The sequence below is a fragment of the Sphingobium sp. RS1 genome (assembly GCF_056156825.1).
Genome location: NZ_JBLZXE010000001.1, coordinates 146,457 through 172,272, shown reverse-complemented (window position 1 = coordinate 172,272; position 25,816 = coordinate 146,457). Strand labels below are relative to the sequence as shown.

At 65.4% G+C, this 25,816-nt stretch carries 32 protein-coding genes and 2 pseudogenes; 7 read left to right on the top strand and 27 right to left on the bottom strand.

Annotated elements, in window-relative coordinates; all coding sequences use genetic code 11:
- The first annotated feature begins 95 nt into the window (after window positions 1-95).
- The 3 genes and pseudogenes from ACNHGR_RS00860 (at window position 96) to acpP (ending at window position 1,627) form a co-directional block, all read left to right on the top strand.
- Entirely contained in the window at window positions 96-749 is a 654-nt protein-coding gene (locus tag ACNHGR_RS00860) for a Crp/Fnr family transcriptional regulator (RefSeq protein ID WP_129927364.1), read from the top strand.
- A gap of 19 nt (window positions 750-768) precedes the next feature.
- Complete coding sequence (locus ACNHGR_RS00855) at window positions 769-1,155, top strand: hypothetical protein (RefSeq protein WP_230461522.1); 387 nt, start codon at window positions 769-771, stop codon at window positions 1,153-1,155.
- A 267-nt stretch (window positions 1,156-1,422) separates the two neighbouring features.
- Window positions 1,423-1,627, top strand: a pseudogene (gene acpP, locus ACNHGR_RS00850) (acyl carrier protein).
- A 6-nt stretch (window positions 1,628-1,633) separates the two neighbouring features.
- Here acpP and ACNHGR_RS00845 read toward each other — a convergent pair.
- On the bottom strand, window positions 1,634-2,410 hold the full coding sequence (locus ACNHGR_RS00845; protein ID WP_011950475.1) for a Mom family adenine methylcarbamoylation protein: 777 nt from the start codon (window positions 2,408-2,410) through the stop codon (window positions 1,634-1,636).
- 259 nt (window positions 2,411-2,669) lie between these two features.
- Between ACNHGR_RS00845 and ACNHGR_RS00840 the strand changes: the two genes are divergently transcribed.
- Window positions 2,670-3,164: a Ros/MucR family transcriptional regulator gene (locus ACNHGR_RS00840; protein WP_017183261.1), complete on the top strand. Its 495-nt coding sequence runs from the start codon at window positions 2,670-2,672 to the stop codon at window positions 3,162-3,164.
- Window positions 3,165-3,309: 145 nt separating this feature from the next.
- Window positions 3,310-3,741 (top strand): hypothetical protein, encoded by a 432-nt coding sequence (locus ACNHGR_RS00835; protein WP_017183262.1) that lies wholly within the window; start codon window positions 3,310-3,312, stop codon window positions 3,739-3,741.
- A 59-nt stretch (window positions 3,742-3,800) separates the two neighbouring features.
- Here ACNHGR_RS00835 and ACNHGR_RS00830 read toward each other — a convergent pair whose 3' ends face one another.
- The 14 genes from ACNHGR_RS00830 to ACNHGR_RS00765 all read right to left on the bottom strand — a co-directional run bounded on the left by ACNHGR_RS00830 (window position 3,801) and on the right by ACNHGR_RS00765 (window position 13,860).
- Window positions 3,801-4,604 (bottom strand): N-6 DNA methylase, encoded by an 804-nt coding sequence (locus ACNHGR_RS00830; RefSeq protein WP_011950478.1) that lies wholly within the window; start codon window positions 4,602-4,604, stop codon window positions 3,801-3,803.
- A gap of 100 nt (window positions 4,605-4,704) precedes the next feature.
- Complete coding sequence (locus ACNHGR_RS00825; protein ID WP_017183263.1) at window positions 4,705-5,916, bottom strand: hypothetical protein; 1,212 nt, start codon at window positions 5,914-5,916, stop codon at window positions 4,705-4,707.
- The gene (locus ACNHGR_RS00820; protein ID WP_017183264.1) at window positions 5,913-7,124 is read right to left on the bottom strand and encodes a helicase HerA domain-containing protein; all 1,212 of its coding nucleotides are present in this window, start codon (window positions 7,122-7,124) and stop codon (window positions 5,913-5,915) included. Before ACNHGR_RS00820 ends, ACNHGR_RS00825 begins: the two co-directional genes overlap by 4 nt.
- 71 nt (window positions 7,125-7,195) lie before the next feature.
- Window positions 7,196-7,510 (bottom strand): hypothetical protein, encoded by a 315-nt coding sequence (locus ACNHGR_RS00815; protein ID WP_017183265.1) that lies wholly within the window; start codon window positions 7,508-7,510, stop codon window positions 7,196-7,198.
- 39 nt (window positions 7,511-7,549) lie between these two features.
- Window positions 7,550-8,008 carry a DUF4262 domain-containing protein gene (locus tag ACNHGR_RS00810; RefSeq protein ID WP_017183266.1) on the bottom strand — a complete coding sequence of 153 codons (459 nt, stop codon included), beginning with the start codon at window positions 8,006-8,008 and terminating at the stop codon, window positions 7,550-7,552.
- Between the two features lie 10 nt (window positions 8,009-8,018).
- The gene (locus ACNHGR_RS00805) at window positions 8,019-8,303 is read right to left on the bottom strand and encodes a hypothetical protein (protein ID WP_017183267.1); all 285 of its coding nucleotides are present in this window, start codon (window positions 8,301-8,303) and stop codon (window positions 8,019-8,021) included.
- A complete protein-coding gene (locus ACNHGR_RS00800; protein WP_017183268.1) occupies window positions 8,303-8,470 on the bottom strand; it encodes a hypothetical protein in 168 nt (55 codons plus the stop codon). Before ACNHGR_RS00800 ends, ACNHGR_RS00805 begins: the two co-directional genes overlap by 1 nt.
- A 58-nt stretch (window positions 8,471-8,528) precedes the next feature.
- On the bottom strand, window positions 8,529-9,065 hold the full coding sequence (locus ACNHGR_RS00795; protein ID WP_017183269.1) for a hypothetical protein: 537 nt from the start codon (window positions 9,063-9,065) through the stop codon (window positions 8,529-8,531).
- A 92-nt stretch (window positions 9,066-9,157) separates the two neighbouring features.
- Entirely contained in the window at window positions 9,158-10,492 is a 1,335-nt protein-coding gene (locus tag ACNHGR_RS00790; RefSeq protein WP_017183270.1) for a hypothetical protein, read from the bottom strand.
- Window positions 10,489-10,941, bottom strand: coding sequence for a hypothetical protein (locus ACNHGR_RS00785; RefSeq protein ID WP_017183271.1), 453 nt, complete (start codon window positions 10,939-10,941; stop codon window positions 10,489-10,491). Before ACNHGR_RS00785 ends, ACNHGR_RS00790 begins: the two co-directional genes overlap by 4 nt.
- A gap of 12 nt (window positions 10,942-10,953) precedes the next feature.
- Entirely contained in the window at window positions 10,954-11,598 is a 645-nt protein-coding gene (locus ACNHGR_RS00780) for a hypothetical protein (protein ID WP_017183272.1), read from the bottom strand.
- 224 nt (window positions 11,599-11,822) lie between these two features.
- Complete coding sequence (locus tag ACNHGR_RS00775) at window positions 11,823-12,263, bottom strand: DUF4262 domain-containing protein (RefSeq protein ID WP_081490916.1); 441 nt, start codon at window positions 12,261-12,263, stop codon at window positions 11,823-11,825.
- A 146-nt stretch (window positions 12,264-12,409) separates the two neighbouring features.
- On the bottom strand, window positions 12,410-12,712 hold the full coding sequence (locus ACNHGR_RS00770) for a hypothetical protein (protein WP_017183274.1): 303 nt from the start codon (window positions 12,710-12,712) through the stop codon (window positions 12,410-12,412).
- Window positions 12,713-12,825: 113 nt separating this feature from the next.
- The gene (locus ACNHGR_RS00765; protein WP_017183275.1) at window positions 12,826-13,860 is read right to left on the bottom strand and encodes a deazapurine DNA modification protein DpdA family protein; all 1,035 of its coding nucleotides are present in this window, start codon (window positions 13,858-13,860) and stop codon (window positions 12,826-12,828) included.
- A 28-nt stretch (window positions 13,861-13,888) separates the two neighbouring features.
- On the opposite strand from ACNHGR_RS00765, the gene ACNHGR_RS00760 reads away from it, so the two are divergent.
- Window positions 13,889-14,383 carry a hypothetical protein gene (locus ACNHGR_RS00760; protein ID WP_017183276.1) on the top strand — a complete coding sequence of 165 codons (495 nt, stop codon included), beginning with the start codon at window positions 13,889-13,891 and terminating at the stop codon, window positions 14,381-14,383.
- Window positions 14,384-14,655: 272 nt separating this feature from the next.
- On the opposite strand, the gene ACNHGR_RS00755 is transcribed toward ACNHGR_RS00760, so the two are convergent.
- The 7 genes from ACNHGR_RS00755 to ACNHGR_RS00725 form a co-directional block, all read right to left on the bottom strand.
- The gene (locus tag ACNHGR_RS00755) at window positions 14,656-15,162 is read right to left on the bottom strand and encodes a thermonuclease family protein (protein WP_017183278.1); all 507 of its coding nucleotides are present in this window, start codon (window positions 15,160-15,162) and stop codon (window positions 14,656-14,658) included.
- On the bottom strand, window positions 15,159-15,365 hold the full coding sequence (locus ACNHGR_RS00750) for a hypothetical protein (protein WP_017183279.1): 207 nt from the start codon (window positions 15,363-15,365) through the stop codon (window positions 15,159-15,161). The genes ACNHGR_RS00755 and ACNHGR_RS00750 overlap by 4 nt, the downstream gene beginning before the upstream one ends.
- 40 nt (window positions 15,366-15,405) lie before the next feature.
- Complete coding sequence (locus ACNHGR_RS00745) at window positions 15,406-16,017, bottom strand: DUF6927 domain-containing protein (protein ID WP_017183280.1); 612 nt, start codon at window positions 16,015-16,017, stop codon at window positions 15,406-15,408.
- A 53-nt stretch (window positions 16,018-16,070) separates the two neighbouring features.
- The gene (locus tag ACNHGR_RS00740) at window positions 16,071-16,355 is read right to left on the bottom strand and encodes a zincin-like metallopeptidase domain-containing protein (RefSeq protein ID WP_475283831.1); all 285 of its coding nucleotides are present in this window, start codon (window positions 16,353-16,355) and stop codon (window positions 16,071-16,073) included.
- Between the two features lie 333 nt (window positions 16,356-16,688).
- A complete protein-coding gene (locus ACNHGR_RS00735; RefSeq protein ID WP_475283830.1) occupies window positions 16,689-17,423 on the bottom strand; it encodes an alkylmercury lyase family protein in 735 nt (244 codons plus the stop codon).
- Window positions 17,424-17,432: 9 nt separating this feature from the next.
- Window positions 17,433-17,660 carry a GDCCVxC domain-containing (seleno)protein gene (locus tag ACNHGR_RS00730; RefSeq protein ID WP_081458651.1) on the bottom strand — a complete coding sequence of 76 codons (228 nt, stop codon included), beginning with the start codon at window positions 17,658-17,660 and terminating at the stop codon, window positions 17,433-17,435.
- Complete coding sequence (locus tag ACNHGR_RS00725; RefSeq protein ID WP_008068557.1) at window positions 17,653-18,012, bottom strand: mercuric transporter MerT family protein; 360 nt, start codon at window positions 18,010-18,012, stop codon at window positions 17,653-17,655. The genes ACNHGR_RS00730 and ACNHGR_RS00725 overlap by 8 nt, the downstream gene beginning before the upstream one ends.
- Window positions 18,013-18,086: 74 nt before the next feature.
- Between ACNHGR_RS00725 and ACNHGR_RS00720 the strand changes: the two genes are divergently transcribed.
- Window positions 18,087-18,503: a MerR family transcriptional regulator gene (locus tag ACNHGR_RS00720; protein WP_008068555.1), complete on the top strand. Its 417-nt coding sequence runs from the start codon at window positions 18,087-18,089 to the stop codon at window positions 18,501-18,503.
- On the opposite strand, the gene ACNHGR_RS00715 is transcribed toward ACNHGR_RS00720, so the two are convergent.
- From ACNHGR_RS00715 to ACNHGR_RS00695, 5 genes and pseudogenes are all read right to left on the bottom strand, one after another.
- Complete coding sequence (locus tag ACNHGR_RS00715) at window positions 18,504-19,367, bottom strand: ArdC family protein (RefSeq protein ID WP_018076189.1); 864 nt, start codon at window positions 19,365-19,367, stop codon at window positions 18,504-18,506.
- Window positions 19,368-19,537: 170 nt separating this feature from the next.
- Entirely contained in the window at window positions 19,538-21,700 is a 2,163-nt protein-coding gene (locus ACNHGR_RS00710) for a hypothetical protein (RefSeq protein WP_008068559.1), read from the bottom strand.
- On the bottom strand, window positions 21,697-23,484 hold the full coding sequence (locus tag ACNHGR_RS00705; RefSeq protein WP_170171450.1) for a hypothetical protein: 1,788 nt from the start codon (window positions 23,482-23,484) through the stop codon (window positions 21,697-21,699). The genes ACNHGR_RS00710 and ACNHGR_RS00705 overlap by 4 nt, the downstream gene beginning before the upstream one ends.
- Window positions 23,481-24,830 (bottom strand): tyrosine-type recombinase/integrase, encoded by a 1,350-nt coding sequence (locus ACNHGR_RS00700; RefSeq protein WP_170172298.1) that lies wholly within the window; start codon window positions 24,828-24,830, stop codon window positions 23,481-23,483. Before ACNHGR_RS00700 ends, ACNHGR_RS00705 begins: the two co-directional genes overlap by 4 nt.
- Before the next feature lie 187 nt (window positions 24,831-25,017).
- Window positions 25,018-25,737, bottom strand: a pseudogene (locus ACNHGR_RS00695) (ArdC family protein); the annotation flags it as partial.
- Between the last annotated feature and the right edge of the window lie 79 nt (window positions 25,738-25,816).

Here is a 25,816-nt window from a genome sequence, read left to right as displayed (position 1 = left end):
TTATTTCGACTAGATCGACCCGAACGAGAGAAGGCAGGAGGCAAATCATCGTTCAGACCCGAGGCCTTGCTTCACACCTGAAGATTATCGGCGCGGTGGAGCTATTTCGCGATCTGCCTCACGAAGCGCTGGTGCATGCCCATGCCTGCGCACGCATCGAACGATTGCCAAAACATGCGAGGATTTTCGAGCAAGGAGCCCGTGCCGAGCGGGCCTATGCGGTGGCGAAGGGCAGCGTGAGAATCATCCAGACCGGCAGTGATGGCGGGCAGGCGATCATTCGCTTTATCGGCTCCGGCGAAATGTTCGGAACAGTGCCTCTCTTCACTGACCACCTTCTTCCGGCGGACGCGATCACAGCGGAGGCGTCGGTCGTCCTCAGTTGGAGCGAGGCGGATATAGTAGTGCTGATCGGCATATATCCGCAGGTGTCGCTGAACGTCATTCGAGTGATCGGGACGCGGCTTATCGAACTTCAGGATCGGGTCCGCGAGTTGGCCACCCAGCGCGCCGATCAGCGTCTCGCCCGTGCGCTCCTGCGCCTGATCCGTAACGATGGTGGCGACGAGGTAGCGTTCCCGCTACGTCGTAAGGACCTGGCGGAGTTCTCGGGAACGACCCTTCACACTGCGAGCCGAATGCTCTCCGCCTGGGCCAGGGCCGGCCTGCTCACAAGTATCGGACGACGCATCCTAATCCATGATCGTACTGCTCTGGACTCCCTCGCAGAGGGCAGGCCACTCCTCTAGCAATTGGGGCGTTAACTTGATGAAAACCGCACCCCGGCCAATTTGCCTCACTGTGGCCCGCATAGAATTATTGGCTTTGGCGGCGACAGCCGCGCTCACGATCGGCGCGACTGCGCCGATAGCCGCGCAGTCCTCTGACCAGAAGCCGGCAGCCCCGCAACCGCGCATGTTATATCTGCCAGGCCGCGGCACTGTTCTTGTTCAGCCCGCGCCGACAGACGATCCTCGCGCGGTTGCGCGCACGGTCATCGTGCCGGGCTACGGCGAGGTCTATACCGTGCCTGTGCGGCCGAAAGACACTCGAAGCCCGAGGCAGCGTTGCGTTGACGAGGAGATAGCGCGCGAGGGAGGTTCTCCCTCCGCGTTGGCGATGGGCGCAATCGACCTGAAATACAGCCAGCGGTAACGGCCTAACCTGGGGAGCGGATAGCTCATGTAGGCCGCATGCGTCTCGAAATTCGAGCGTTTTAGAGACGGGTTGGTTTAATTGTGCAGCCTCAGAGTCACCCCGATCAGCCGGGGTTCGCTCGGAGTGCCGACGATCAGGCCGCTATTGCCCGCCTGAACTGTCAGGTTCTGCATGTAGACCTTGTGGAACAGGTTGCGCGCAGAGCACGAGCCCGCTCCGCGGGAGGGTCGCTTGGGGTGACGTAGCCATCGGGTCAGCGATTTCGTGGCGCATCAGTTTGGCGCCGACCGCGAGAAAGTAATGCCCAACGCCCATTTCATTGATGATCTCGGGGCAGACAGCCTGGATGTCGTCGAGCTGGTCATGGCGATCGAGGAAGAAATTCGGAATCGCGATCCCCGATGCCGACGCGGAGAAGAACCAGACGGTCGGTGAGGCGATCACCTATGTCGAAGGCGTCAAGGCCTGAGAGCGATCACGGCCCCGGCAATAGTTTAGGATAGGGCAACCGCGGGAGTGCGCGGCCCTGTCGGCGCGCGTTGCGGGTGAGCTCGAAGCAGTAGGTGAAGAGTCCGGATTGGCGGTGGCGGGTCAGGAGCTGCTCGGCCTGAAGGCGGGCGAGCCATGCGGCTGGGCTCTCGCGCAGGCCGGGCGCCGGTAGACCGAGGCGGACGATCTGGTCGATGGCGCCATCCATCCCGCGTTCGCGGAGCCGGATCTTCGAAAGCGTCCGATCGGAGATCGTCTGGCCTGCGGCGCGAAGGACTGTACGCGGGCGCGTGGTGCCCCGGTGCGCCCCGGAAAGAGCGGCGTAAACCCGGCCGGTATGCCCGAATTCGGGGTCGCTGTAGGAAACGACGGCTTCGATCGCTGGCCGCGCCTGGCGAAGCAGTCGGAAGGCCCGTGCGCAAAAGAAGCTTTCCCCGTTCTGCGGGACCCGGTCGAGAAGAATCAGGCGTGCGAGAACGCATCCCTTTGCCGGATCGGTGAAGCCCGTGTGCCGGGTGATGACGGCGTCGGTCGCGGGAACCGCGAAGACGGCCACGCCTGCCAGGACCGCGCGGAGTCCAAAGAGGCCGACTGCGACCTGGGCTGCCGGATAGCTCGGCAGATAATGATGCTCGGCGATGAACGTACGCGCTACGGCGTGATCGATGATGTCGACCGAATAGGCCTTCGGATTGATGATGAGAGAGTCCGTCGCCCATAAGGCGCGGCGTTCCCGCCATCGCTGGCTTCGTGAGGTCTCCATGTCCTGGCTCCCGGGTGGAAGGGGTCGAAGGCGCTTGGCCTCCGACCGGTCTCCCCGGCCCATTCCCCTCTTCTTTGGACATGAATCGACATGAAGGGATTTACGGAATGTTCGGGTTTGGACGCGATCAGATATCGTACGTCCCTGTTTGGCGCGGGTGAATAGGTGCTCCTGTGAGCCTTTGGGAACTTCACAGGGCGCCATGTTCCCGGTAGCGAATAGTCTTCCGGGTTCTTCAACCAGAGAAGGCAAGATCATCATGAGCGACGTATCGGAAAACGATAGCACGCTGATTACCCTGACCGCTGATATCGTCGCGGCGCATGTGACGAACAACAGCGTGGCGGTGGCGGATTTGCCGTCCCTGATCCAGAATGTTCACGGAGCGTTGAGCAATCTCGGCAAAAGTGAAACGGCGCCCGAGACAAAGCAGGAGCCGGCGGTATCCGTGCGTGCCTCGGTGAAACCTGACTACATCGTCTGCCTGGAAGACGGCAAAAAGCTCAAGATGCTCAAGCGTCATCTCATGACGCACTATCAGATGACGCCGGCGGACTATCGTTCGAAGTGGAATCTTCCGGCCGACTATCCGATGGTCGCGCCCAATTACGCCGAGCAGCGTCGCACGCTCGCCAAGAGCATCGGACTTGGCCGCAAGCCCAAGGGGTCCAGCGCTGCCGCATCGGCAAAGGCGACGAAATCTGCGCCGGTTCGTCGCGGAAGTCCGAAATCCACCGAAGGGCAGCCCGCCTAATAGGACTTCCTCTGGGGAGACGGCCGGTTTGGAAAAGGGACCATCGGATCAAGATATTTCGACGCGGCGCTCGACAACACCTCCGGGGCTGATCGAGACTCGCACCCCGTCCTATCCCGGCACGGAGGCGTCGGTTGGTACGGTCATGACCTTGGCCGACGCCTACTGGGATGCCGCGCACAGGCTGCTGCCGCAGATCGAGAAAGGCCGGAGTGTCTCGTCCACCCCGGCTAGGCTGTGCGCCATTCAGTCGATCGAGACTTACCTCAATGCGTTTCTGCTCTTTCATTCGGTCGATCGAAAGCAGGTCCGGGGATTGCAGCATGATCTCGCCGAACGGACGCGGTTGGCTGTCGAGAAGGGATTGTCTCTCCGGCGCCGTACCGCGGAGCATCTGGTCCGATTGAGCGATCAGCGCGATTATCTCATGGTGAGATATGGGCCGGAACAGCTCAGCGATCTGTCCGAAATCAATCGGATGTTCGCCACGCTCAAAGAGATCGCGGAGAAGGTGCGGGCAGCGATTTTCGAACAGCCCTATGATCGCTCTGACCGGAGGTTCCGGGTATATTGGTGATCCAGAGCCCGCCTCAGAGTGTGATGTCCAGAGCCGAGGCGCGCTGGCGGGATTGCAATTCAGAATAGGGTCAACTGCTCGCCGACCGTTCTGGTCCTTGGCTCTTGGGCTTGCTTATCGTGGGTTGTGCGTTCCGGTGTCGTTTCAGTAAAAAATCGCGGGGGTTGTTCGACCAAGCGTTCCTGGCTGGCAAGCCTGGCGCCCCAGCCGCCGAGGATGTGGGCCGGCGTGAACCAGTGTTCGCGGACCTCGTTGCTGAGAGAGTTACCAACGATCACGTGGGCCGGAATGTGGAGCAGCGAGAACTGGATATAGCCCATGTGTACGGCGCGTTGGTCGATATCGATCGCCGTCACGTGGAGATGGCGCTGATAGTTGATCCCGGCGGCGCGCATCGCTTCGGCGAGAGCAATGACCATGGCGCCGGCACCGCAGGCGGGTTCCATCGCGCTGACGAAACCCTTGTCGTCGATCAGCGCCAGGGCGTCCTTGGCATCGCCAAGCGTGACCTGTGCCATCATCTGGCAAACCGGATAGGGCGTGAAGAATTGCCCACGGTTCTTGTTGTGGATCTCGAGCGCGGTGAAGATGCTCCCGAGGACGTCCCCTGGCGCTTCCTCCAGTGCCATTGTGATCTCTCCGAAGACGCGAGGGAACATCTCGATGGTGTGCTGCTCATATCGTCCCACGATCTCGAGATAGCGCGCCTCGCGCGTTTCCCGGGATCGGCTGTCGACGCTGTTCGAGATGCTGATCGCTATGAGCTCCATGCAGTCGGAGAAGAGCGTGTAGCGGTCGTGACGATAGCAATGCGCATCGAAGAGTTTCAGGACGTTCCTGATGTGTCGATCCTGCGGCGGCATGAGAGATCCCCGGTCACGGGGCCGCTTCGCGCGGCATCGCGACGTTCTGATTGGCGGGCGTGGAAGGGCTCGGGCGAATGGCTCGGCGCCCGAGCCCGGGTCAGTTCGTGGCCAAGAGCGCTTCGAGCGTCACGGCGCGGCGCGGCCGGCGGCCGAACTGATAGCCATGGTTGGTCGCGTATTTGCTGAGCGACATGGCCTTGCGGTTGAGCGCCACCGCGAGATCGGCGAGCGACACACCGGTGTTGAAGGCGACGTCGAGCGCGCGCGTTTCATCGTCGCTGAAAGGCCGAATGTAGCCGTGGACAAGGCCGAGGCTATTCGCGCGCGAGGTGAGCGCAGCTTTGGTCCGTCCCAGGCTTGCCGCCAGGACCTTGGTCGGGACACGGCCATAGTCCGCACGAAGGCGCGCCTCGTCGGCCTCGGTCCAGTCCGGACCAAGCCGCCAGCCATTGCGGTTGGCATGAAGCCCGCGCAGGCCCAGATATTCGGCGCGGTGGCGCAGCGATCCAGCGGTGCGGCCAAGCTGGCGGCGCAGCGGGGTGAGACTCGTACCGTCGATGTAGGCCTTGCGCAGCAGGGCGTCTTCTTCCGGCGTCCAGGCCCTGCCCCAGCCGCGGCCATAGCCCAGCTTGCGGATGGCGAGGCCGAAGCCGCGGACCGTGCGTTGGGGAAAGCCTTCCTGGCCGAGCATCCCGACGATCGCCGTGTAGCGATGACCCGCTTCGGCCAGGTCGAGAGCCCTCGCCGTTTCCGCCTCCGACCAGTCCGGCGGATGGTTCGCATGCACGATGCCGAGAGCTCCGGCCCGGCTGGATAGGCCGCCGAACGGCCGGCCGATAAGGGTGGCGATCTGCGCCAACGGCACGCCGCGGCGATAGCCTTCGACGAGCTGGGCGTCCTCCCAGGGCGTCCATTCCGCCGGATTACCCTCGGTTAGGTCGAGGATCCTGGCGCGGGCATAGACCGCCGAGCAGGATCGACCGAGGTCGGAAGCTATGGCCGCCGTGGGTTCGCCGCCGTAGCGCCGCGACAGTTCCGCATCATCGAGTTCGGTCCATGTCCGCGTGGAATTGCGGCGGAGCCCGAGCAGCGCAATACGTTCGGCGACCGCTGCCCTGCCCCGGCCGATTGCCAGCGCGATGTCGGCGATCGCGGTGTCCTCGAGGAAGAGCGCGCGCAGCCGTTCGCTCTCCTGCGGTGTCCATGCATCGGCCCGATAGGCCATCTCGCGCAGCGGCGTGGCAGGCAATACCAGCCTTGGCGCGGGTACCAGCTCGACGATGTCGGCATCCAGATCGAGCGGTTTCATGCCAGCGCCACCACGGGGATGTCGCTGATCTTGGCGCGGAGGCGGGCATGAAGCCGGGCGATGCGATCCTCGCCTCGAGGCATCGTGTCCACCGCGGAGATGGCGGCGAGCATGTCGAGGGCGTTGTCGACGGCTTCGCGCGGGGCACCGATATGGCCCGCAAGATCGTTGGCGGTCGTGGCGTTCGGCGCGATGCTCTTGAGCGCGCCGATGATCGAGGCCGCGTGCGGCGCGGAAGGATCGAGGAGGAAGGCATCGAGCGCCCGGGTGCCCTTGAGCGTCAGAGCCGCATCGCGCGAGCCGTTCGAGACCTCGCGGAGAGCCGACAGGTCGAGCAGCTTCTCCGCTTCTTCACTGTCGACCGCAGCGGCCGCGGTGAGCCTTGGCGTCGCGCCGAGATGCTCGGTGATCGTCTCTTCCATATGGGCGAGGACAGGCAGCGGCGACATCGCTGGGCCCATCGCGAAGAACTCACCGGGCGCGAGCTTTCGCAGGGCATCGGCCTCCTTCGCCGAGAAACCGAGGAGATCGGCCGCGCGCGCGATGTCGCGATCGAACACGTTGAGGCCAACGAGGAAGTTCTGCAGCTCCGAGATCACCGAGGATGAGAGCTTGGCGAGGCGCTGCGTGGCGATGACCGGGGCGATGCCGCGCTTGCGGCCGCGGGCACAGAGGTCGGTCAGCGTGGCAACGCCAAGGCGCCGGGTCTCGGCATCGCGGGCCGATCCGGCATGATGTGGCGCGAGCAGATGGCCCTCGTCGATGCAGACCAGGACGGTATGCGCCCAGTACTCGCGCGGCGCGCCGATCAGTCCGGCGAAGAGCGCCGCCGCCTTGATGATCCGCTGGTCGGGATCGAGATCGGTGAGGTCGACGTGAAGCGACAGGCGGTGCTGCCTGGCGCGGGCCGCGGCTGCCGTCAGGCCATCGGAGGTCAGCTCGCAGCCCTTTAGGGAGGTTGCGCCGATGTGGGCGGCGAGATTGCCGAATTCGCCTTCGGGATCGACGAGCACGATTGTCGTGAAATCGAAGGCCTCCTCGATAATCTTGCGCAGGGTTCTGCTCTTGCCCGCGCCGCTGCTGCCCTGGATGAGCAGCCGCCCGGCGAGCAGGCGTTCGAGGTTCAGCATGAGCGAGCCACGGCTGTGCCTGCCGATCGGCACGGACCATTGGTCGGCGGAGGGGTCGATCTGTACGACTGTTGCCATGGTGGGATCTCCTGGGGCTTGGCCTGTCTGGCCACCACCCAATCGCTCCCCCTTCCCTTTGCCTGCTGGTGCTACGAGCTGGCAATCGGCGCAGCGTTGTCGCCGCGGCCGCGCAGGCCCCAGTCAGGCTCGTAGTCCGGTCCGTAGTTAGCGCTCCGCATGAATTCCGGGTCACCCGCTTCATCGACGAGATAGCCGGTCACTTCCCCGGCATAGTCCGCATCGAGCGCGCCTTCTGCGGTCGGGATAAGCCGCACACCGAAGCCCCTGGCGAAGAGTGCGGCATCTGCTGCGAGCATCGCTTCGTGATGATCGTCGGCGGAAACGGCCATCTTGACCCTGACGGTCGCATAGACGTGGACGAAGTGGGTCGGCTCGGACATCATCTGTCTCCGGTCTTGGAATGTGGGGGGCCGCCGCCGCGATCAGGCAAGCGGCACGTCGTATCCGGGCTCGCAGCCCGGCTCGCCGGGATAGGTGCCGCCCGGATCGCAGAGCAGGATCTGCAGCACGTCGTATTCCTCGTGGCGGAAGTAACGTCCTGCCTGGAGCGTATAGGCCTGCCGGGCCCCTGCGGAGGCTCGGCGCACGCGAACCGGGAAGCGGCCGCCCACGTCGATGTCCCCTTCGAGCGGCCTGCCTGCCTCGCGCATGCGCTGGCCGAGCTCGTTCACGATGCCGCCGGCAACGCGCGGGGGGAAATTGCCAATGAGAAGCAGCTCCGGCGGTCCCCGCAGCGCGTTGCCGATGGTGTAGGCGAACGCCGGCGTTTCCCCATCGGCGAAGATCAGGAAGAGATGCTGGCCGCTTTGCGCGATATTGCGCTCGATCGCAGCGTAGAACTCTCGGTTGTCGGGGATATTGGGTTGATGAGTGCGTCGCACTGATACCTCCTCACGACAGGATATCGGGTTGATTTTGCTCGAGGCATGCCCTGATCAGCGGGAGGTGGACCCAGTAACGCTGGGCGCCAGCCAGGCTGTCGACCTTAGGATCATTCGTGCCTCGCGCCTGGTAGCCCCACTTCGTGCGGTAAGCCGCGCTCTCACGATCATAGCGCTTGTAGGCGGCGTCGCTGCGCTTGGCCCATTCGGGCCATCTCCGGGCGATCTGCTCGGTAGTCATGGAGGAGCCGGACGCAATGAATGCCAAAAGGTCGAGAGGGTCGATCTTGGCCATTACAGGTCTTCCGGCTTGAACCCGTGGTGCTCGACGAGCGAATGCATCACCGCATCCCACAGCAGCTCCTTGAAGGCTGCGCGGTTTTCCAGGTCGGTGTCGTAGACGTAGAGGTCGGCCAGCTCCTGGGCCGCCTTGCCGATTCCCTGATAAAACCGGCTCCGCATCGTGTACGTTTTTGGCGAAGGTTTTAGGCATGTACGCCTCCATATCGGTTGGAGCGGTTCAAATGGCAGAGGCCGGAGCCAGAACTTCGAGATAGGCCGCTTCGACCAGTTCGGTCTTCTGACTGCGTTCGCGGGGCGTCATGTCGAGCTTCACATAAAAGCCCGCGAAATGCGTCTTCACGATCACGCCCTCGCGGCCCGCAAATCGGTCCCCGCCAACGCGCGGACGTACCCGGATGCGCACGCGGTCGCGGATCCCCGGTTCACGCACCGCGTCAATCGGCGTGGATCGCTCGGCGAGGAACAGCGCGAGCCGCGCTGTGTCGTCCAATCGGTCGGATGCGGGAGCACAGGCCCGGGCAAGGATCCGCCAGGCCCGCAGGCTCATCGCGTCGCCGGCGAGGTGACGGTCACGTGGCTCGCCTTGGCCATGATCGAGGTGCCCGGCGGAGACGTGAGCGTCGGGATCGAAGGCGAGGATCGTCGCGGCGTGATATTCGGTCTCGGTCAGTGCCACGGTTAGCCGGTCGAGCTGATCAATGAGATCGGAATCGGCGGCAACGGGGACGCGAGAGGGGGCAAGCGTATCGGACATGGTGAGTTCCCGTGTTTGAGGGGGCGAAGATCCGGTCTGTCAGCCTGCCGGCTCTTCTCTCGCGCTCCCCCTTCCCTCACCCCAGCGCCGGCTCAGGCGGCGAGCGCATCGAGAAGATCGGAAATTGGAGCGGCGGACAGGCGCGTGGCGCCGCCGAAGGCCCGCAACCGCGCGGCCATTTCCTTGCGGAGATGCGATCGATTGCCGATCACGGTTTCGGGTGAGAGCGGTTCGCCCTGCGGCGTCACATAGCGATGGGCGGGCTCGCCATCCTCAGTCTCGACCACGATACGATGGCCGCCGGCGGGCGACTTGCCGGCATAGCGGGCGGTGAATTCGCCGAGCTTGCCGGTCAGACCCTTGGCCGCCTTGCCCCACCGAATGTGACCGGCGCCGACGCTCTCGCCCGCCGACAGGCCGCGATCGAGCCATATCCGGAAATGGGCGCGCTGCTGGAGGACGGTGTTGCGCGTGCGTTCCATGGTCCGGCAGAGCGGCAGCGCACTCGCATGGGCGTCAAGGAGCGCGAGATAGCCTTCCTGGGCGGCAATCAGGACATCATCGAAGTCGCGGCCGGCAAGCAGTGCGCGGAGCTGGCGATCCAGTCGCGGATCGGATCCCGACACAACGCCGGAAGCGGCTTCCAACGGTCGAGCGTCCGGCGGCTGATTGCCGAACGCATGGAAACCGGCGCCGGAAATGATGATGACGAAGAGTTCGCCATAGCCCTGACAGGCCTGCAATGTCGGGAGGAGCACGGCGACGTCGGGCTTCGCGTCACCGCTCGGCGGGACCAGGCCTGCCTCGGGCGCGCCGAGCAGGAGCAGCCGCCGGCTCCAGCGGGCGGGCAAAGGCTCGTCGGTCGGTTTCGGCCACTCACTCGGGCGCGGCCGGCCGGTGGCAAGCAAGGGCGGCTCGATCTGGGGCGCGGCCGCTTCGAAGGCGCGCCGGGCGGTATCGAAAAGATCGTCGCGGTTGCCGCCGCCCTCAGCAAAGCCCTGATCGTAGGCGATCGTCGCGGCCGTCGAACATCCCGGCCGGCGCACCCGCGGTTCCCATCCAGCGATCGCAGCATACCAGCCATAAGCGTACTGCACCGCCCGATCCCAATCGTAGCCGTGGAGGCTGCGCGCAGACAGGATCGCGCGATCGCGATCGTCGCCCTCCCCTTTGGCGATGCGGGCTTCGGTGAAGGCGAAGTTCCGCGCCTGGCGCTCTTCCTCGGCGGCGCGCGACATAGATTCCATCACGGGCCGCAGCGCCAACGCGCGCTGTCGCATGCGCGCGAGGCGATCTTCCGGTGCCGCCGCCGCTGGCAGATCCGGAAAGTGGCGCCAGGCCTCGGCGATGACGGCGGCATGCTCCGGCCTGCGTCCTCGGGCGATCCAGGTGCCAGCATCGGCCGGGTCGAACGGCTCCGAGATCATCGGTCGGTCTCCAACCGGAAGCCGAGGCTCGCGGCGGTGAGGCTATCGCGCGCCTGGACGAGCATCTCGTAGCGTCCTGCGAGGTTTTCGCTTCGCCCGAACCGCCGCGCGTTGGGCGGCACGGACGCGACATCCAGGCGGAACGGAAGGATCCGTTCCGTCATCTCGGGAAAGGCTGCACCGAGGAGGACGGCAGCGAGACGATCGGCAACGCCATCGATGGCCTTCGCGACGTTGTGCTTGTCGAGACCGGACGCGGCCTCGAGGTGCGCCATTGGCGCGATAACATCGGGCAGACGAGCGAGGAGCCCGGCGCCGTGGCCATAGTCCGAGTGCATCGAGATCAAGGCCTGACGTTCGAGCGAGATCTCGGTGAAGGGGACATAGGTGCGGTAAGAATAGCTCGGCACGTCCACGCCGATCCTGATGCGGGTGAGAAGGATGCGCATGATTTGCCCCCTTCAGGCGACGAGCCGCGGCGCGGTGGGCGCCGCCGCGGGGAGCTTGAGTTCGCGGCGAACACGCGCGGCGAAACGATCCGGCTCGACCAGCTCGCGAACCGATGCCCAGTGGTTGCGCTCGCCGATATGATCCTGCCGGCCCTGCACCTTGCGAAAGCAGACCTCGCGGTCGGGTCCGAACGGCCCGATCGAGAGCTGCACCCACAGCGTTTCGCCGTGCAGGGTGATCTCGCCGGATACGGCCGGCCCGGCCTTGTTGGAGCGGATATCGAAGCTGCCCTCTTCAAGGCCGAGCGCCTCGGCGAGTCGTCGCAGCGCGGCGCGGCCCTCGGAGTGGAAGAGACGCTTTGCCGGTTCGTCATAGGCGACACCGCGCAAGGCGAGGGTCTTGAGCATGGGACGGTTCCGCAAATCGGCGATACGCGCCATGCAGTCCCGGCGGAGATCGGCGTCTGTGCCGCGATCGGCGCAGACCTGCGACAGATGCCGCACCAGCAGGATGACGGCGGGGTCGGTTTCGACATCGATGCCGGCGTTGCGGCAATCCGTGATCGCCGCCTGCACGGCGTGCAAGGTGGTACCGATGGTGATCAGCGCGCTGGGGTCGAGCGCTTGGCTATAGCGAAACGCCACGTCGTAGCTCATGGGGTCCTCCGGAAATCTCGAGCGGTCTTTCCACTCGCGACCCCGGCCCCCCTTCCCTTTTCAGCCTTGCCGCATGGCTTCGCGATTGGTCCGTCGCCGGAGCGCACAGATCAAGCTTGTGATGACGATAGCGACGCGCACTGCGGCAAAGCCCAGTCCCTCGCCGCCATGATCACGGCAATGATTACTGCAGCAAATCTCGGCGCGAAGGCAAAGAGATCGGGTCAAACATGCTGCACTTCATAGCGAGGGTCACAGTTCTCCTCGCCAGGGTAGCGGCCGAGCGGATCGGCAAACAGGAGCTGCACAACCGCATAGTCGGCGTGACCAAGATATTTACCCGCGCTGTCGGTATAAAACGTCATTGCCGCCGGCCCTGCGATACGTGTTTTGATCGGATAGGTACGACCCAGATCGATGTACATTCCCGGCGGCTTTCCCGCCTTGCGCATTTCGTGACCGATCTGGGCAAGGATTGTGAAAATGCGCTGTGGCATGAAGGCGCCAAGCCCGAGAAGCTCGGGGAGGCCGCGATTGGCGTTGCCGATAGTGTGGGCCTGAGAAGGTGTTCCTTCACCGTTTACGACCGCGACGACGCCTTGGCCGCAACGATCGACGCTCTCTCTGACCGCGCGGAGCAACGGTGTATCATGATGATCAATCATACGATTTTCTCCGGGAAATAGTGCTAGAAGCTGCTGCAATCAGGTGAGCGGAAGGTCACAGCGGGCGTCACAGTCGGTCTTGCCTGGACAGCTACCACGCGCTTCATGAGGAATAACCGGACAGCTCCTAAGGGGCTTTGGACAACTTACGCTCGCTTTCCGCGCCGGCGGCCGACGCCCGCCCCGATGGCGCGAGCGATGTGGCCTGCATAGACGCCGCAGGCTGCCCAATATGCTGCGACCGGCGGCTTGCGCCGCCGCCAGCTCGTCTCCGCGCGCGCCCTAGCGTCCTGCTGCAGATCCAGCAGCAGTTCCTGCAGGGCGACACGGACTTCAGGATCGAGTTCCCGTAGTCGCGCAATGGCGGGGAGCGCGAGGATGGGGTTGCGGATTTCTGCGCGGTTCGAGCGTTCGGTTGCCCGGTGCGTGACGATCGTTCCGAAGTGCATGAGGGTTCCCCAAGGCTGCAGGAGCCTTCAGGCCCCAGTTTCGTCGTCCCCGCCTTCCCGCTCTCCTTTCATGCGCGCTTCCAGGTTCTGGCGATTGAGGATGACGGGACCATTCAGCGCGTCATGCGTTCGCGATAAATGTCAGCCGCCCATTGCTCGATCCAAGGAGCGGTGGTTTCGTCATGATCGAGATCACCAAATTCGATCAGTTCGCGGATTTGCTGCCGCGCTTCCGCGATGGCCGCCTCCCATGGGTCGTCGGGTCGCGCGGGTTCAGCTACAGGCACCTGCATCGGAAGCTGGCGCTGCGCTTGGCGCATGCGCGCATGCTGGGAGCAGACCCAGAGTTCCATATGGTCCGCCACGATGGCGTCGCTCTTCGCAATGCCGCCGCGTCGCGCCGCATTCCTGGCCGCTACGCCGTAGGCTTGGCTGTCGATCGAGGCGATCCGATGCGCGAAGACCGTAAGATAAGGGATGGCCTCGCCCTTCACGCCGAAGAGGTGGAGCCGGATGCCCGGCGGTAGCACGCGATCGAGATGATCGACGACCGCCATCAGGCCTTCGGGCCCGTGGATCGGGCGCCGGCACATCGACCCGACACCGACCAGTCCGGCCCGTTCGATCGTGCCTGAAAGCGCGTCGGCGCAGCGCTCGTAGTCGAACGGCAGTCGTCCCTGGATCACCGGCATGAAATTGGTCAGGATGCCTTGATCTTCAGCGCGCAGGCGACACTCGACATTGGCGCGAATGGTGCGCGAGATCCGGTCGAGCACCTCGTCGCGGTCGCCCGCGACCTGATGCTCGACGCAGTAGTCCAGACTCGCCCACCACTGGAAGGGAAAGGCCGCGGCGAGGCGAATGTAATCGTCGATTGTCCACGGATAGCCGCCATAGGTCACCATGGCGCTGAAGCCGGCGCTGTCGAGGCTAAGGCTCTTGAGGCCGGTGGCGTTGGCGAGCGCGCTGATCCGCCAACCCGCCCACTTGCGCCAGCCGCGCTCCTTCGTCCAGCGCGAGAGCGCGTTCGCCGAGATGAGGACCGGCTGCTGCAACCGCCTGGCACGCTCGAGCAGCTTGCCGTCGGCGAGGTGTGGCAGACCCACCATGACCGTGATTGATCTTTTCTTTGGGAGCGGATCGTTCATATAATGTTCCTCATGAAGGAGAATCACCGTGTCCGCTTCGACCGCCCGCTATCTTGACCATTTCGATCTGGACGTGACGCTGCGCGATGCGGCGATCGACGAGCAGAACCGCCCGACGCGCCGGATGATCGCCAATGCGGCCATCGGCATGCATATCGAGGACGCTTTCTATTCGGTCCGCGAGCTCCGCGAGGCGGTGAGCTGGATTCACGAGGGCGAGCCGGGCGGCAAGCGCAAGCTGGCCTCGATCCTCAGCAATCCGGTGGGCGACGACTTCCAGCGCTGCATTTATTATTGCCTCGCGGGCCGCGGTGTCGTCGAGATGATCGACGATCTCATGTGGCTCGAGGAGCTGCTGGAGGCGCGCGGCCGGATCGCCGGCGACATCCATCGGCGCCGCATTAAGGCGCGGCCGCTCGTCTCGCCCTATGTCGCGGACGAGCCCGATGGGCCGATGGTGTCGGCAGCGGACGATTTCCGGCAGGGGCGTTCGTGGTGGGCGGATCCGGAGCTCGGTGTCTGAACCCGGGCTTGCCTCGCTAGATCGAGGCTTGGCTTGACCCATCGGACCGGGTCGGGTGGATAATGAGCTACGTCAGTCGAATCGAGGTTGGCCCATGGCCGGTGATTGCTGCGGAGGCGGATGCGGCGAGGAGCGTTCGCGGGACGAGAGGTGAGAACGCGTCCTGCTGATCGCCCTCGGGCTCAATGCCGGCATGTTCGCGGTCGAGATGATCGCGGGCGTCTCGGCGCAGGCGGCTTCCCTGATGGCCGACGCGCTCGATTTCCTCGTCGCTATCGCTCGCAGGTGAGACGACGCCCACGTCGCCACTGGGTGGGTTCGATCCATTCGCCCCCGAAGGCTCCGGCGCCGCGGCGCTTGGCATCCGCGAAGACTGCCGCATAGCGCGCGGCACGATCGGGATCGGCCTTGAGGAACTGGGGCTGGGGAATGGCGAGTCCCGAGCCGATCATGACTTCGCCGAGATCGCGACCGTTGACCGTGACGACGGCCACCGGCCGTCCGTAGCTTGATGGCGAGGACAGGCGGATATTGGCATCGCCGCCATGCAAGGTGCGGGCGGCAAGATCCTGCGCCGCCTTCCCGCACTCCCAGCACGCGCCCGCCTTCTGGCAAAGTTGCCGTCGCTCGAAGGCGTCAACGCCGAGAAGCCGGAAATCGGCCGCGACCGTATCGCCATCAAGCGCCCGCGCGGTAGCATTGAAGGAGGTGTCCTCGGCGGCATCGCTCGGCGTGCAGGCGGCGATAAGCAGGAGAGCCAGGGTCGGAACGCGCGTCATGCGACCATTTCAAGGACGACGAAACCCGGCGCCGACGGATCGGTGGATACGCGAAAGGGCTGGAGCGGGTCCGCCGTGCGCAAAATGCTCACTTTCCTTGGGTAATGATCGAAGATGCGCCCAGCGACGCGCATGGCGTTCTCGCGGCTGCAGAGCAGCGCGCGTTTGGGAGAGAGGCCGTCCCTGTCGATGCTGATGGTCATAAAATGATCCCCTTCGTCACGAGGATATATCGATTGAGGTTCAGGCGAACACCGTCTTGTGGACCTTGGTGACGGGCACGACCGACCAGGCGCGCTCCATGAGGCGGCTGATCCGGTAGAAACTACCGTTGGTGGGATCGCGAAGGAGGAGCTTTCGCCTGCGCTTGGACACCACGAACTCCTGCCCGACGTGACCGTCCGAGAAAGTCACCGGCGCCTCGAGCCGGATGCGATCACCGTCCGACAGTTTGCGTCCACGCCTCGCGAGATTGGCCCGGCAACGCTCCCGCCAGTCGAGAGCGTATTTGTTGTCGGTCGCCGTCAGGAGATCCAGGATATGCGCGGGACATCCATCCTCACAGGGACCCATGGATTCCTCCATATCCTTGTATCCGAGGATCATTCCCTCCTTGTCGCGAGGGTTCCATCGGACGAGGCAGACGATCGCGAAGATTTCGCCGCCGACACCGTTCGTCATCACCTGGGTCGCGGCGTAATAGACCCGGTTTCCGGGGCAGGCCGAAGCCAGGACCTTGAGCCCGCGCGAGCCGCCCTCCTCCTGCGGGCGTTCATGGGTGAACTGAGCGTCGAGATAGGATTTCGCGGATGCGTGTCCGCCGAGCGATTGGCGAGGCATGTAGAGCCAGCCCATGGTGGTGCTCCTTCGCGATATGAGTGGAATGGAAAATCGATCGGACGTGGCGATCAGGCGGCGAGAGCTGCCGCCGCCGTTGGCTCGTCCCGAACGCTGTCGTCGGCTGCGCCACCAAAGCTCTTCAGGTAAGCAAAGGCCTGCTCGGCCTTGGCGGCCGCGTGGATGATGGCGGTCTTGTCCCCGCGAAGGATGCCGAGCCAGTGTCCGACATAGCTTGCGTGGCTGTCGTGTAGGATATTCGGGAGATCCAGATCGGCGCAGCACAGCCCTGCCCCGATTTCAGCGCAATATCCTGACAGTCCAGCGAAAAACGGCGGTTGGGGGATCAAAATCATCGGTAGCCTCCAGCCCCACCCAAAACCCCAAGGCTCCCCCGAGGCGGGGGTGGGCGGCGAGAACGACCGGAGAGGCCCGCTGAAGCGGCGGGCCGCACCCGGAGGGGCGAAATGCAATGGAGCAGCGCGGCGCAGCCGGGCTTGCGGCGCGTCGTGGCGGGCCTAGTAGGGAGCGCCGACCAGACCCGCATCGAGGGAGGCCCCACAACAGCGTCGCCGCGTCAGCGGCGTCCGCTGTGCGCGGGCGTCAGCCCGCGCCTGTCGCAAGGGCGCAAATGATGGTTTGTCGGCTAATCTGGGGCGATCAGTCGCGGTGTCGCGCGCCAATGCCGCTCAGTCGTTGGCCAGTCTCAAAGCACTTCGCATCGCTTCGAAGAGCGCGCGGCCTACCTCGAGCGCCTCCGAGAGGTTGAGGGGCACGCCTTCGTCATCCTGGCGGGATTTGTCCGCACGCCAACGTTCCATGTGTTCGGAAGTACAGAAGAAGCCTTGCTGGGTGCAGAGCGAGGTGGCTGCGCAGTCGTCGGCATAAAGCTGACCCGACCATATGACGATGCCGGCGGGTTTAGCGAAGTCGAGGGTCTGGCCATTGTCGCGCGTACGAATAGAAAGTGTCTGTCCGCACGAGCGGCAGACCGAACGAATGACGCTAGCCTGGCCGAGCATTGCGCCGATCCCGAGCGCATCGATGGCGCACATGGCGCTCACCGTGATGCCGGCGACGGTCACGTGATGCTCGCTCGGACGTTCGGTGAATGGATATGCGCCGACTATACGACCGGCATCATCGAGTACGACCAGATCGCGCCCGGCAAGACGCCGTAGCGCAGCGGTGACCTCGTCGAATGAAGGGCCGACCGCACCAGCAATCTGTGCCCCTGCCGGCGCGCGGCCCGTGGCTGCATAGCCCTGCAGCACGTAGCGATGGACGCGGTTCTCGGCTTCATCCATCCCGCGCCATCTGGTGCCGATGAACGATCCGCACAGCCCACGCAGGGCCGCTTGCGCCATAGGCGTCGTGACCACGGTCCAGTCCGCAACGATATCAACGCCGGAGCGGACGCTCATACGCCGTGCTTAGCCGCAGCACGCGCCGTCCTTGCCGTCGACCTGGATCGGCGGACACGGCACGGTTCCATAAGAGCAGAAGACGCAACAGTCGCCGGACCTGGGCCTGAGCACCGTCCCGCACCCGATACAATCATAGAAGAACTGGCAGGCATTGGTTGGCATGGTCTCGGTCGCCTGATGGCCGCAATGCGGGCAAGTCAGCGTGGAGCGCAGCTCGATGACGGGATCAGACATAGCGATAGCCGAGATAGAGCAGAACGAGGCCGATGAGCAGCCCGACGAGCGTGACGATCCGCACCGCCGGGGGTGTGCAGACGCCGTCCGGTCCGCAGCGGGAGGCGGTGATCTGCTGGCGCGCCAGCGACACCGCCCCGGCGGCGAGGCACAATGCGCCGATGAGGAGTAGCGGCGTGCGATAGGGCGCTGCCGCAAGACCGATGCCGCCAAGCCATGCGCTGCCGATACCGATCGACGCCAGCAGGAATGGGAGAGCGCAGCATGAAGCGACACCGAATGCCGCGGCGATGCCTCCCAGCGTCAGCGACGCGGCGCCAACCCCCTTCGATGGGCGCGATTGCTGCGTCACGGGCGAATCCTTGTTCTGGTCATGCGCTCGTCCTAGCGTCTGTAGTTGCTACAGACTCAAGAGGTATTTTTACGATGGCTGGAACCGGCGCGATCCAGATCGGTGAGCTCTCCCGCCGCACCGGCTGCAATATCGAGACGATCCGCTATTACGAGCGGATCGGGCTGCTGCCGATCCCGCCGCGGCGTGGCCGCTATCGCAATTACGGCGCTGAGGATGTGGCGCGTCTCGGCTTCGTGCGCCGCGCCCGGGAACTGGGGTTCACGCTCGACGAGGTGCGCGCGCTGTTGGGGCTGGCGGCGGGTGGACAGGCCTCCTGTGCCGACGTGCGTGAACTGGCGGCCTCGCACCTTGAGGACGTGCGCACGCGGATCGCCGACCTCAGACGAATGGAACGGGTTCTGGCTGCGTCGGTGCGCGCCTGCGATGCGGGCCAGGATCCGGGCTGTCCGCTGTTGCAGGCGCTCCACGCAGAGATATCAGATGCCTGATCATGGCTGCTGGGCGTGCATCCAGTCGGCCGCTGCCTGCGCCTTGCTCGCCGCGGTGAAGATCGCCCGGGGCTCGTCCTTGAGCAGTTGCAGCCAGGAGGCGATATAGGCCGCGTGATCGGGTCGCGGTTCGTGCGCGATCCCGAGATCGGCGAGCAGGAACGATGCGGTCAGTTCGGCGGTCGCTTCCTCCATGGCAAGCGCGTGCCTGGTCCACTTGGCGCTGAAATCCCGGTCGAGCCGGTGGGCTGCGCCACTGGCATGAGCCGCCTCGTGAATATGGGTGGCGTAGAAGCCGTGGGCATCGTGGAAGGCTCTGAAATCCGGCATGTGAATGCGGTCTTCGGCGATATGATAATAGGCGCTGGCCGAGCCGTAGACAGTCTCGATGCCGAGCGCGGCGATAAAGGCTTCGGCGGCGGCGAGGCGTTCGCTCTCGGGCAGGTCCGGCCCCGGTTCGGGCGCGTAGCCATCGACCTGATCGGCGTTGAACAGGCTGAACGCCTTGGCGAAAAGCCGGCGGTGGTCGTCATCGTCGCCGGCGTCGTCATCCTTCGCGCGAAACTCCTTCCAGAGGATGCCGAGGCTGGAGTGCTCACCCTTGCGGACCTGCGCGCCGAGCGCCTGCCACTGGCGATAGGTGCCCCAGACCCCGCTCGTATAGCCGCTGCCATAGGCGGCCGCCCAGAGCGAGACCGTATTTATGCCGCGATAGGGCCTGCCGCTGGCGACGTTGGTCGGGCGGGTGACGTCGGCGCCGGAATGATGCCATGGCATGCGCCAGGTGGCGGTGCCGGCTTCGATGGCGTCGACGATCGCTTGCGTGACGCGAGCATAGACGTCTGAGCGTTGTGAGGCTGACATGATCTGTTCTTTCGTTCTCGCGCCGGGGACCATCCCCGACGGCGGAGGCCCGTTCGCGCCGGGCACAGGGGGGCTCGCGCACCCGTCAGGGCCGCAGCGAAGCGAAGGACGGCAGAGCCGTTGCGCGGGCGCGCCGACCGGCGCAGGACTCCGCCAACAGCCGGGGTGGTCTACGGCGCGGGAGGATCGATCCCGGCAATCACCGCGGTCAGGCGATCAAGCTCGCGCTGGAGAGCCTGACGCTGAAGATCGGAGATGCGCCGTTCGCGTAAATGCGCCCTGGCATCGGCCGCCGCGCGTTCCCAGGCCGGCCTATGGCGAGCGGTGATGCAGGCGTTGGGACAGCGGGTCGGCTCGCACAGGGCGGTGAGCGGCTGTGCCGGATCGGGGGTCGTCACGCGCTTGAGGCAGAGCGCGGTCGCGGGATCGAAGAAGCAATCCGCGAGCGGGCCGACATGGAAGGTGCGCGCGACGCTGGCGAGCATGACGCGCAGGCGGGCGCGATCGGCGATCATGGCGGGCAATGGCCCGAGCTTGACGGCGGCATCGTCGAGCGTCCGTGCGATACGCGGTCCCGCCGGACCGCCGAGCGATGCGCCGCCCTGACGCCGGTCGAAATAGTCCAGCAGGTCGTCAATCTGACCGAGCCGGCGCTGCGCCTCGACCTCAGCGCGAAACCCCGATGCGCTGGTCCCGGCATAGCCTTCGAACGCGGCGACCGAGGCGTGCTTGTACTGGATCATGCCGGCGATGGTGCCGAACGGACGGTTGGCGATGTGCCACGCGATGGTGCGCCGGAACTGCCTCGTCGTGATGCGCCATGGGTTGCCATCGGGACCGGGCGGGATGACCGGCTCATCGGGGCTGCCGAAGGCGGTGTTGAGGTGATCGCGGAAGGTGTTGAGCTGGCGCACCACCTCACTCGACAGATGCGTCTTGCTGACAGCGCGGGGACGAAGCACCGGCCAGAGCGTATCGCTGCCGCTGGCGCGTGCCGCGCCTGCCGACAGACGTTCGAGCACCGCGATCGCGTCTGCGACCGGTTCGATCGTCACCCAGCTCGCCGCCTCGCCCGCGGCGGCGCGGCGCTTGTAGATGGTCGATCGGATGCGATGCCGTTCGATCAGGCCGTCCTCGCTGCGCGCGATCGAGAGACACCCGCGCCGCATCGCCTGCACCTCGCAGTCGCGCATGCCGGTCAGGTAGGCGCACACGATATAGGCGGCGGCCTGGAGCATCCGTTCCTCGTGTGCGAGAGTCTTCGCGTCGAAGCGCTCGCGCCATGGCCGACCGCTCTCGGGATCGATGGTGATCGGCGTGTCCATGCCGCCGACCTCGACCCCCAGCTCGGCCGCCACTGCGTCGATCAACCTCGCTTCACCGCCAGTCAGCATGAAATGCGCGCCAGGCTCGGCCTGCACGTCTATCCCGGCATGGAGATGCAGGAGATGGGCGTTGATCGGTGGGGTCACGGCGCCGGTGCCCGGATCGATGCGCAGCTTGCCGTTATGAGCGGTGCCCCAGATCGGTACGCCGCGCCCCTCGCGGCGGCGGCGATCGAAATAGGCGTTCAGGCGGGCGCGGCGACGCTGCCGGCGATCCGCGTCCGGAAGGCCCGCGTCGTCGGCGGCAAGGCGATCCCGGCGCGCTTCGAGCCGATCAAGCTCGTGGCGGGCGGCGAGAATATCGTCAGCGAACATGGTGACGTAGCGCAACGACCAGGCGAGCAGCGCGGCGATAACCACTTCCGGGAAGCGCGGCGTGCAGTTCTCCCGGACATGGCGGTAGCCCGCAACGCGGGCGGGCGCCTGTCCGGCCCAGGGCTCGAATGCAAGGCCTCCGCCAGCGAGGTGGTCACGATAGTAATAGAGATCGGAGACCACTTCGAGGAGGTGACCGACGATGACGGGTCGTCGGGCAGGATCGTCGCGGAGATGACGGACATAGGCATCGACCAACGGCGGATCGATACGGGAAACGTCGAGCCGTCCGAGCCGCTCACGGGCGAAGGCGAAGAACCGGCGAGCACGGTTGAATACCTGGCGTATGCAGGCGGGTGGTAACTTCGTTCGATAGCCGGGAAGATCGACGTTGAGGCGCGCGTAGAGATAGGCACGCATCGCTGCCTGGACATCGGCATGTTCGAGCACGTCGAAATGCACGGTAACGTGGCAGCGCCGGGCGTTCTCGCGGAAGACGGCGGGACCGAGATCCCAACTCGGGTCGCCGACGCGCGATAGCTCCTCACGGATATGGCCTTCCTTGAGCGGCGCACTCGCCAGCACGGGGCGATCGTCGAAGGCGGGCGCCTGGGCATGGGCGGGCATGGTCATGTGCGGACCTCTGGCGGCAGATAAAGCCGCTCGCTCTCCATCTGCCGGCGCGCATCGGCGATGACGGCATCGGAGAAGGCCGGCAGGACCTGGGCGGTGATGCGGGCATGGACGCGGCCGAAATTGGCCGCCCAGTCGGTCGCGGGCAGGCTCAGCCTCTGCTCTTCGACGAATGCGAGGAAAGCGAGGATCGCGGGGAGCTTGCGCGCGGTGATGACGGCGTTGGGACAATCGAGACAGCCCCAGAAGGGCTGCGCGCAGGGTGATCCGGCCTCGGCGAAGGGGCTGCTATGGAAGCCCGCGCAGGCGGCGAGCCAGACATCCAGTTCGCCGTCGAGCAACGGCCCCACGTTAGCCAGCGGGATCAGCGGCGCAGCTTGATCGGGCGCTTCGCGCAACGTCTGTTCGGCGGTGGGCGGAAGCACGGTCGGCATCGCGGCAGCGACCGCCGCGCGGAAGGCGTCGGCGATGGCCGTCTCGTGCAGGGGCCGGAGCGACGGCAGATCGGCATAGTGGCGCGCCGCCACCTCGCGCGAGTGGCCGACCGCGAAGCGGGTCATGTGCCCCTCGGTCTTGGTGTACCATAGCGCCTTGTGGGTCTTGCGTAGCCGGGAGAGCAGCAGGTGGAGCGGCTTGCCGTCATCATCGCTGATGCCATGGCGCAGAGCCCAGGCTGCAAGTTGGTGCTTGAGATCGAAAATGCCACCGCGAAGGCCGCCGACGTTGTGATAGGCCCAGAGGCAATCGTCAGGCAGGTGCTCGCGGGCGGCGGCGGTGACGTCGATCAGGCGACGGATCAGGCCGCCCGGTGTGCCGCCACCGCCATCGCGCACCCGCATGCTCTTGTGCTCGGCGCCGCGGGCGCGGCGCTTCAGATAGCGCAGCTCCACCGTGCCGGCATGGGGGTTGGTGAGACAATCTGTGGTCAGCGCCTTCAGGCACTCGGGCTCGAGGCCGGTATCGAGCGTGAGCAGCACGAGCAGCGCCGGCAGATCGCGCGCAAGCAGGTGATGGCGGCCATGCAGATCGTCGATGAGCGTGCTGATCGGCAATCCGCGCCGCATGCGCATGAAATAGAGGCTCTTCAGCGCCGGATGGTCTGCAACGATAAAGCCCTGCCGCGCGATGATGGCTTCGACGTCGGCCCGCGCTCTGGCGATGACCGGGTCGCCCTCATCGATGCGGTCGTCGGCACCGAGACGGCGGAACATCGCTTCGACGTCGGTCCTCGCGGCGTCGCGCAACACGCGGGCGACGAAGGGGCTATAAGCATCGCGCGGGGTCGAGCGGCCCGCCGACGTGGCCAGTGTGTAGCGCAGCCGCTCATGCAGGTCAGGCGCAATCCGATCGGGCCAGTCTGCCTCGATCGCGCGCAATGTGTTGACGATCTTGCCGACCGTTATGTGCCGGTGGATCGCGCCCATCCCGCGGCGGTCGAGCGCGGAGGCGAACCCATCGATATGGGCTGCGCGCAGGTCGCCGACGCCAGCCACGTTCAGCGCTTCGTCGCCACGCCAGGCGAAGAACAGGCGGTAGGCATTTAAATACTGCTTGATGACGCTCGCCGCACCGATCGGTCCTCCGAGTGCGGCCGACCGACGCAGCGCGCCGGCGAAGGCGATGGCGAGCGGACGAGGATCGAGTGCGGCCATATCGATCAGGACCGTCCCGCCATGCCGCGCCTCGATGGTGAACTTGAGGCCGAGCACGGGATCAGGCTGCACGGGCTCGGGCGTGATCGGCGAGAAGACGACGGGCCGACCCTTGCGGGCACGCCCGCTCATGCGCCCTGCGGTCCCGGCAGCAGCGCGAGCAGCTCCTCGACCGCCGCATCCACCGTATCGGCGCGGGTCGCAATATGGTCGAGGTAGATATAGGTGGTGGTGAGGCTCGCGTGGCCGAGCAGGCGTTGCACCTGTTGCAGCGGGTCGCCCAGGATCAAACGATAGCTCTCCACCGGCCCCGCCGGCAATGCCGCTTCGCGCAGCCGCTGCTGGATCAGCAAGGCGAGCATATGGACCGCGAATGTGTGGCGAAGCTGGTGCGGGCTGATCGACAGCGGGAAGCCGTTCTCCGCGCACCTCTTGCAGGCGCGGGTGAAGATCACCTCCCACGAGTTGGGGCGGACAGGCTGCCCGACCTCGGTCAGCCATAGCGCCGCCGGCTCGCGGGGCGATCCATCCTCGTCGCACAGGATCAGGCGGCATCGTTCCTCCGGGGTGCAGACATCGCGCATGCGGTCGAGACCGGCGCGGGTGACAGGGATCGGTCGCTCGAAGCGGGCCGCGCCATCGCGTGCGGCGAACTTGGCCACGCCCGCTGCGCGCTCGACGGCAACATAGGCGGCGATCTGACGAAGCAGCCGGCGTGGGACCAGAACGCTGCGTCCCCGGTCGCCCTTGGTGAGCGGCGGCGGGAGAGGCAGCCAAAGTTGCCCAGCATCGCCGTCCGCGCGGTCGATCGCCGCGAGCTCGGTGGTGAGCAAGCCCGACGCCTCTTCGAGGCGCAGGCCAGTGGTGACGAGAAGATCGGCGAACAGCGCGTTGCGTAGCCCATTACGGTCGCGAGCGCCGGGGCGCTCCGTGCCGTCAGGGGTGAGCCCGCGCAGGCCGACCTCGCCGAAAATGCGGTAGTCGTCCATCGTGACGAACCGGACATCCGATCGCCTGGCGACACGTTCATAGGCGTCGTTGCGCGCCGCGATCATGCCGCGACGGCCACCATGCGCCGGTCGCCACACGGCGCGGCGGCTGAACGGCGCGTCGGTGATCAGCCCTTGCTGTTCACCCCAACGGTAAAGGCGATCGAGACTGGCGACGGCGCGGTTCCAGCTTGCGGCCGTTATCCGGTGATCGGCCTCGTCGCGGCGTCGCTCACGATGATAGGCATCGACGTCGTCGCGGGTCGCAGCCCACACGGTCTTGCCGCAGGCATCGAGAAAGCGAAGCCAGACAACGACATCATAGGCATAGGCGCGAAGCGAGTGCCGCGAGCGGACGTCCGACAGCGGCAGGTCGAGAAAGAAGCGATCCAGATCGGGATCATAAAGCGCGTCGCCGCGCTGGATCAGCGGCACATGCGCATCGAGGCCCTTGGCCTCGCGGCGCTCGTAAACAGAAATGATCGACACCGGCGCGAAGCCCTCCCCCCGGACCCCCCACCCGGAAGCTGACCTTCACACCGATGCGCGCTATGGCCCGGCAGCAATCAGGCTGGCCTCCGCCAGCTCTTGGGTCAGCGCTACGGCCAGCCTGATTACTGCCTACCGTGGGCGTCCATCGCCGACCTTACTGCAATGTTGCGGGCGGCGCAGACTGTCCAGATAAGGCGACAAGCTCTTCAAATGCATAGGCTTTGTCGCCGAAGCGCTTGCCGAAGGTGCGAGCGAGTCTGTCGGCATGGCCCGACCAGTGGACTGTCTCATGGCACCTTGTCGATGCGTACAGATCCATGCTGCGGAACGATGTCCGATTTGGCATCTGGATATAATCAAAGGTCGGCGTGAAGTAGGCTTGGTTGCCGCCATGGCGCACATCGGCGGGGATGCCGGCGAAGAAAGCATCGATTGCCGCCTGGCGGAGGGAGGGCGCCACCGGCATCTGCGGCTCGTCTGGCGCATAGAAATAGGCGGGCAGCGCATCGATCTGGTCGGCGTTGAAGACGATGTAATGGCGAAGGAAGCGGATGTTGCGCTCCACCTCCTTGCCCGTTTCGGGATGCTCCTCCAGCTTCTTGAACGAGGAATAGTAGACCGAGATTGCGCCGGTTTCGCCGCGCCGAACATTGGCCCCGAGCGCCTCGGCCTGGCGATAGGTCATCCAGAACCGGGAACGATATCCCATCGCGTCTCCGAGCGCCCATAAATAGAGCGTGTTGATCCCCGTGTACGGAGTCCCGCAATGACGGAGCGGCCGACCGCCGCCGCCGCTTATGCGCCACGGCCTCGACCACGGTGGGACGCCTTCCTCGAGCTTGCGGATGATGAGGTCCGTGATTTCCGCGGCAACATCGCGGCTGGATCGCCGAGAGACTGGCATGGCGGGGACTCCCGAGTGGAGAGGAAAAGGAACCGCCGACGCGGGAAAGCACGCCGGCGGTCAGGACATCCAGAAGGCG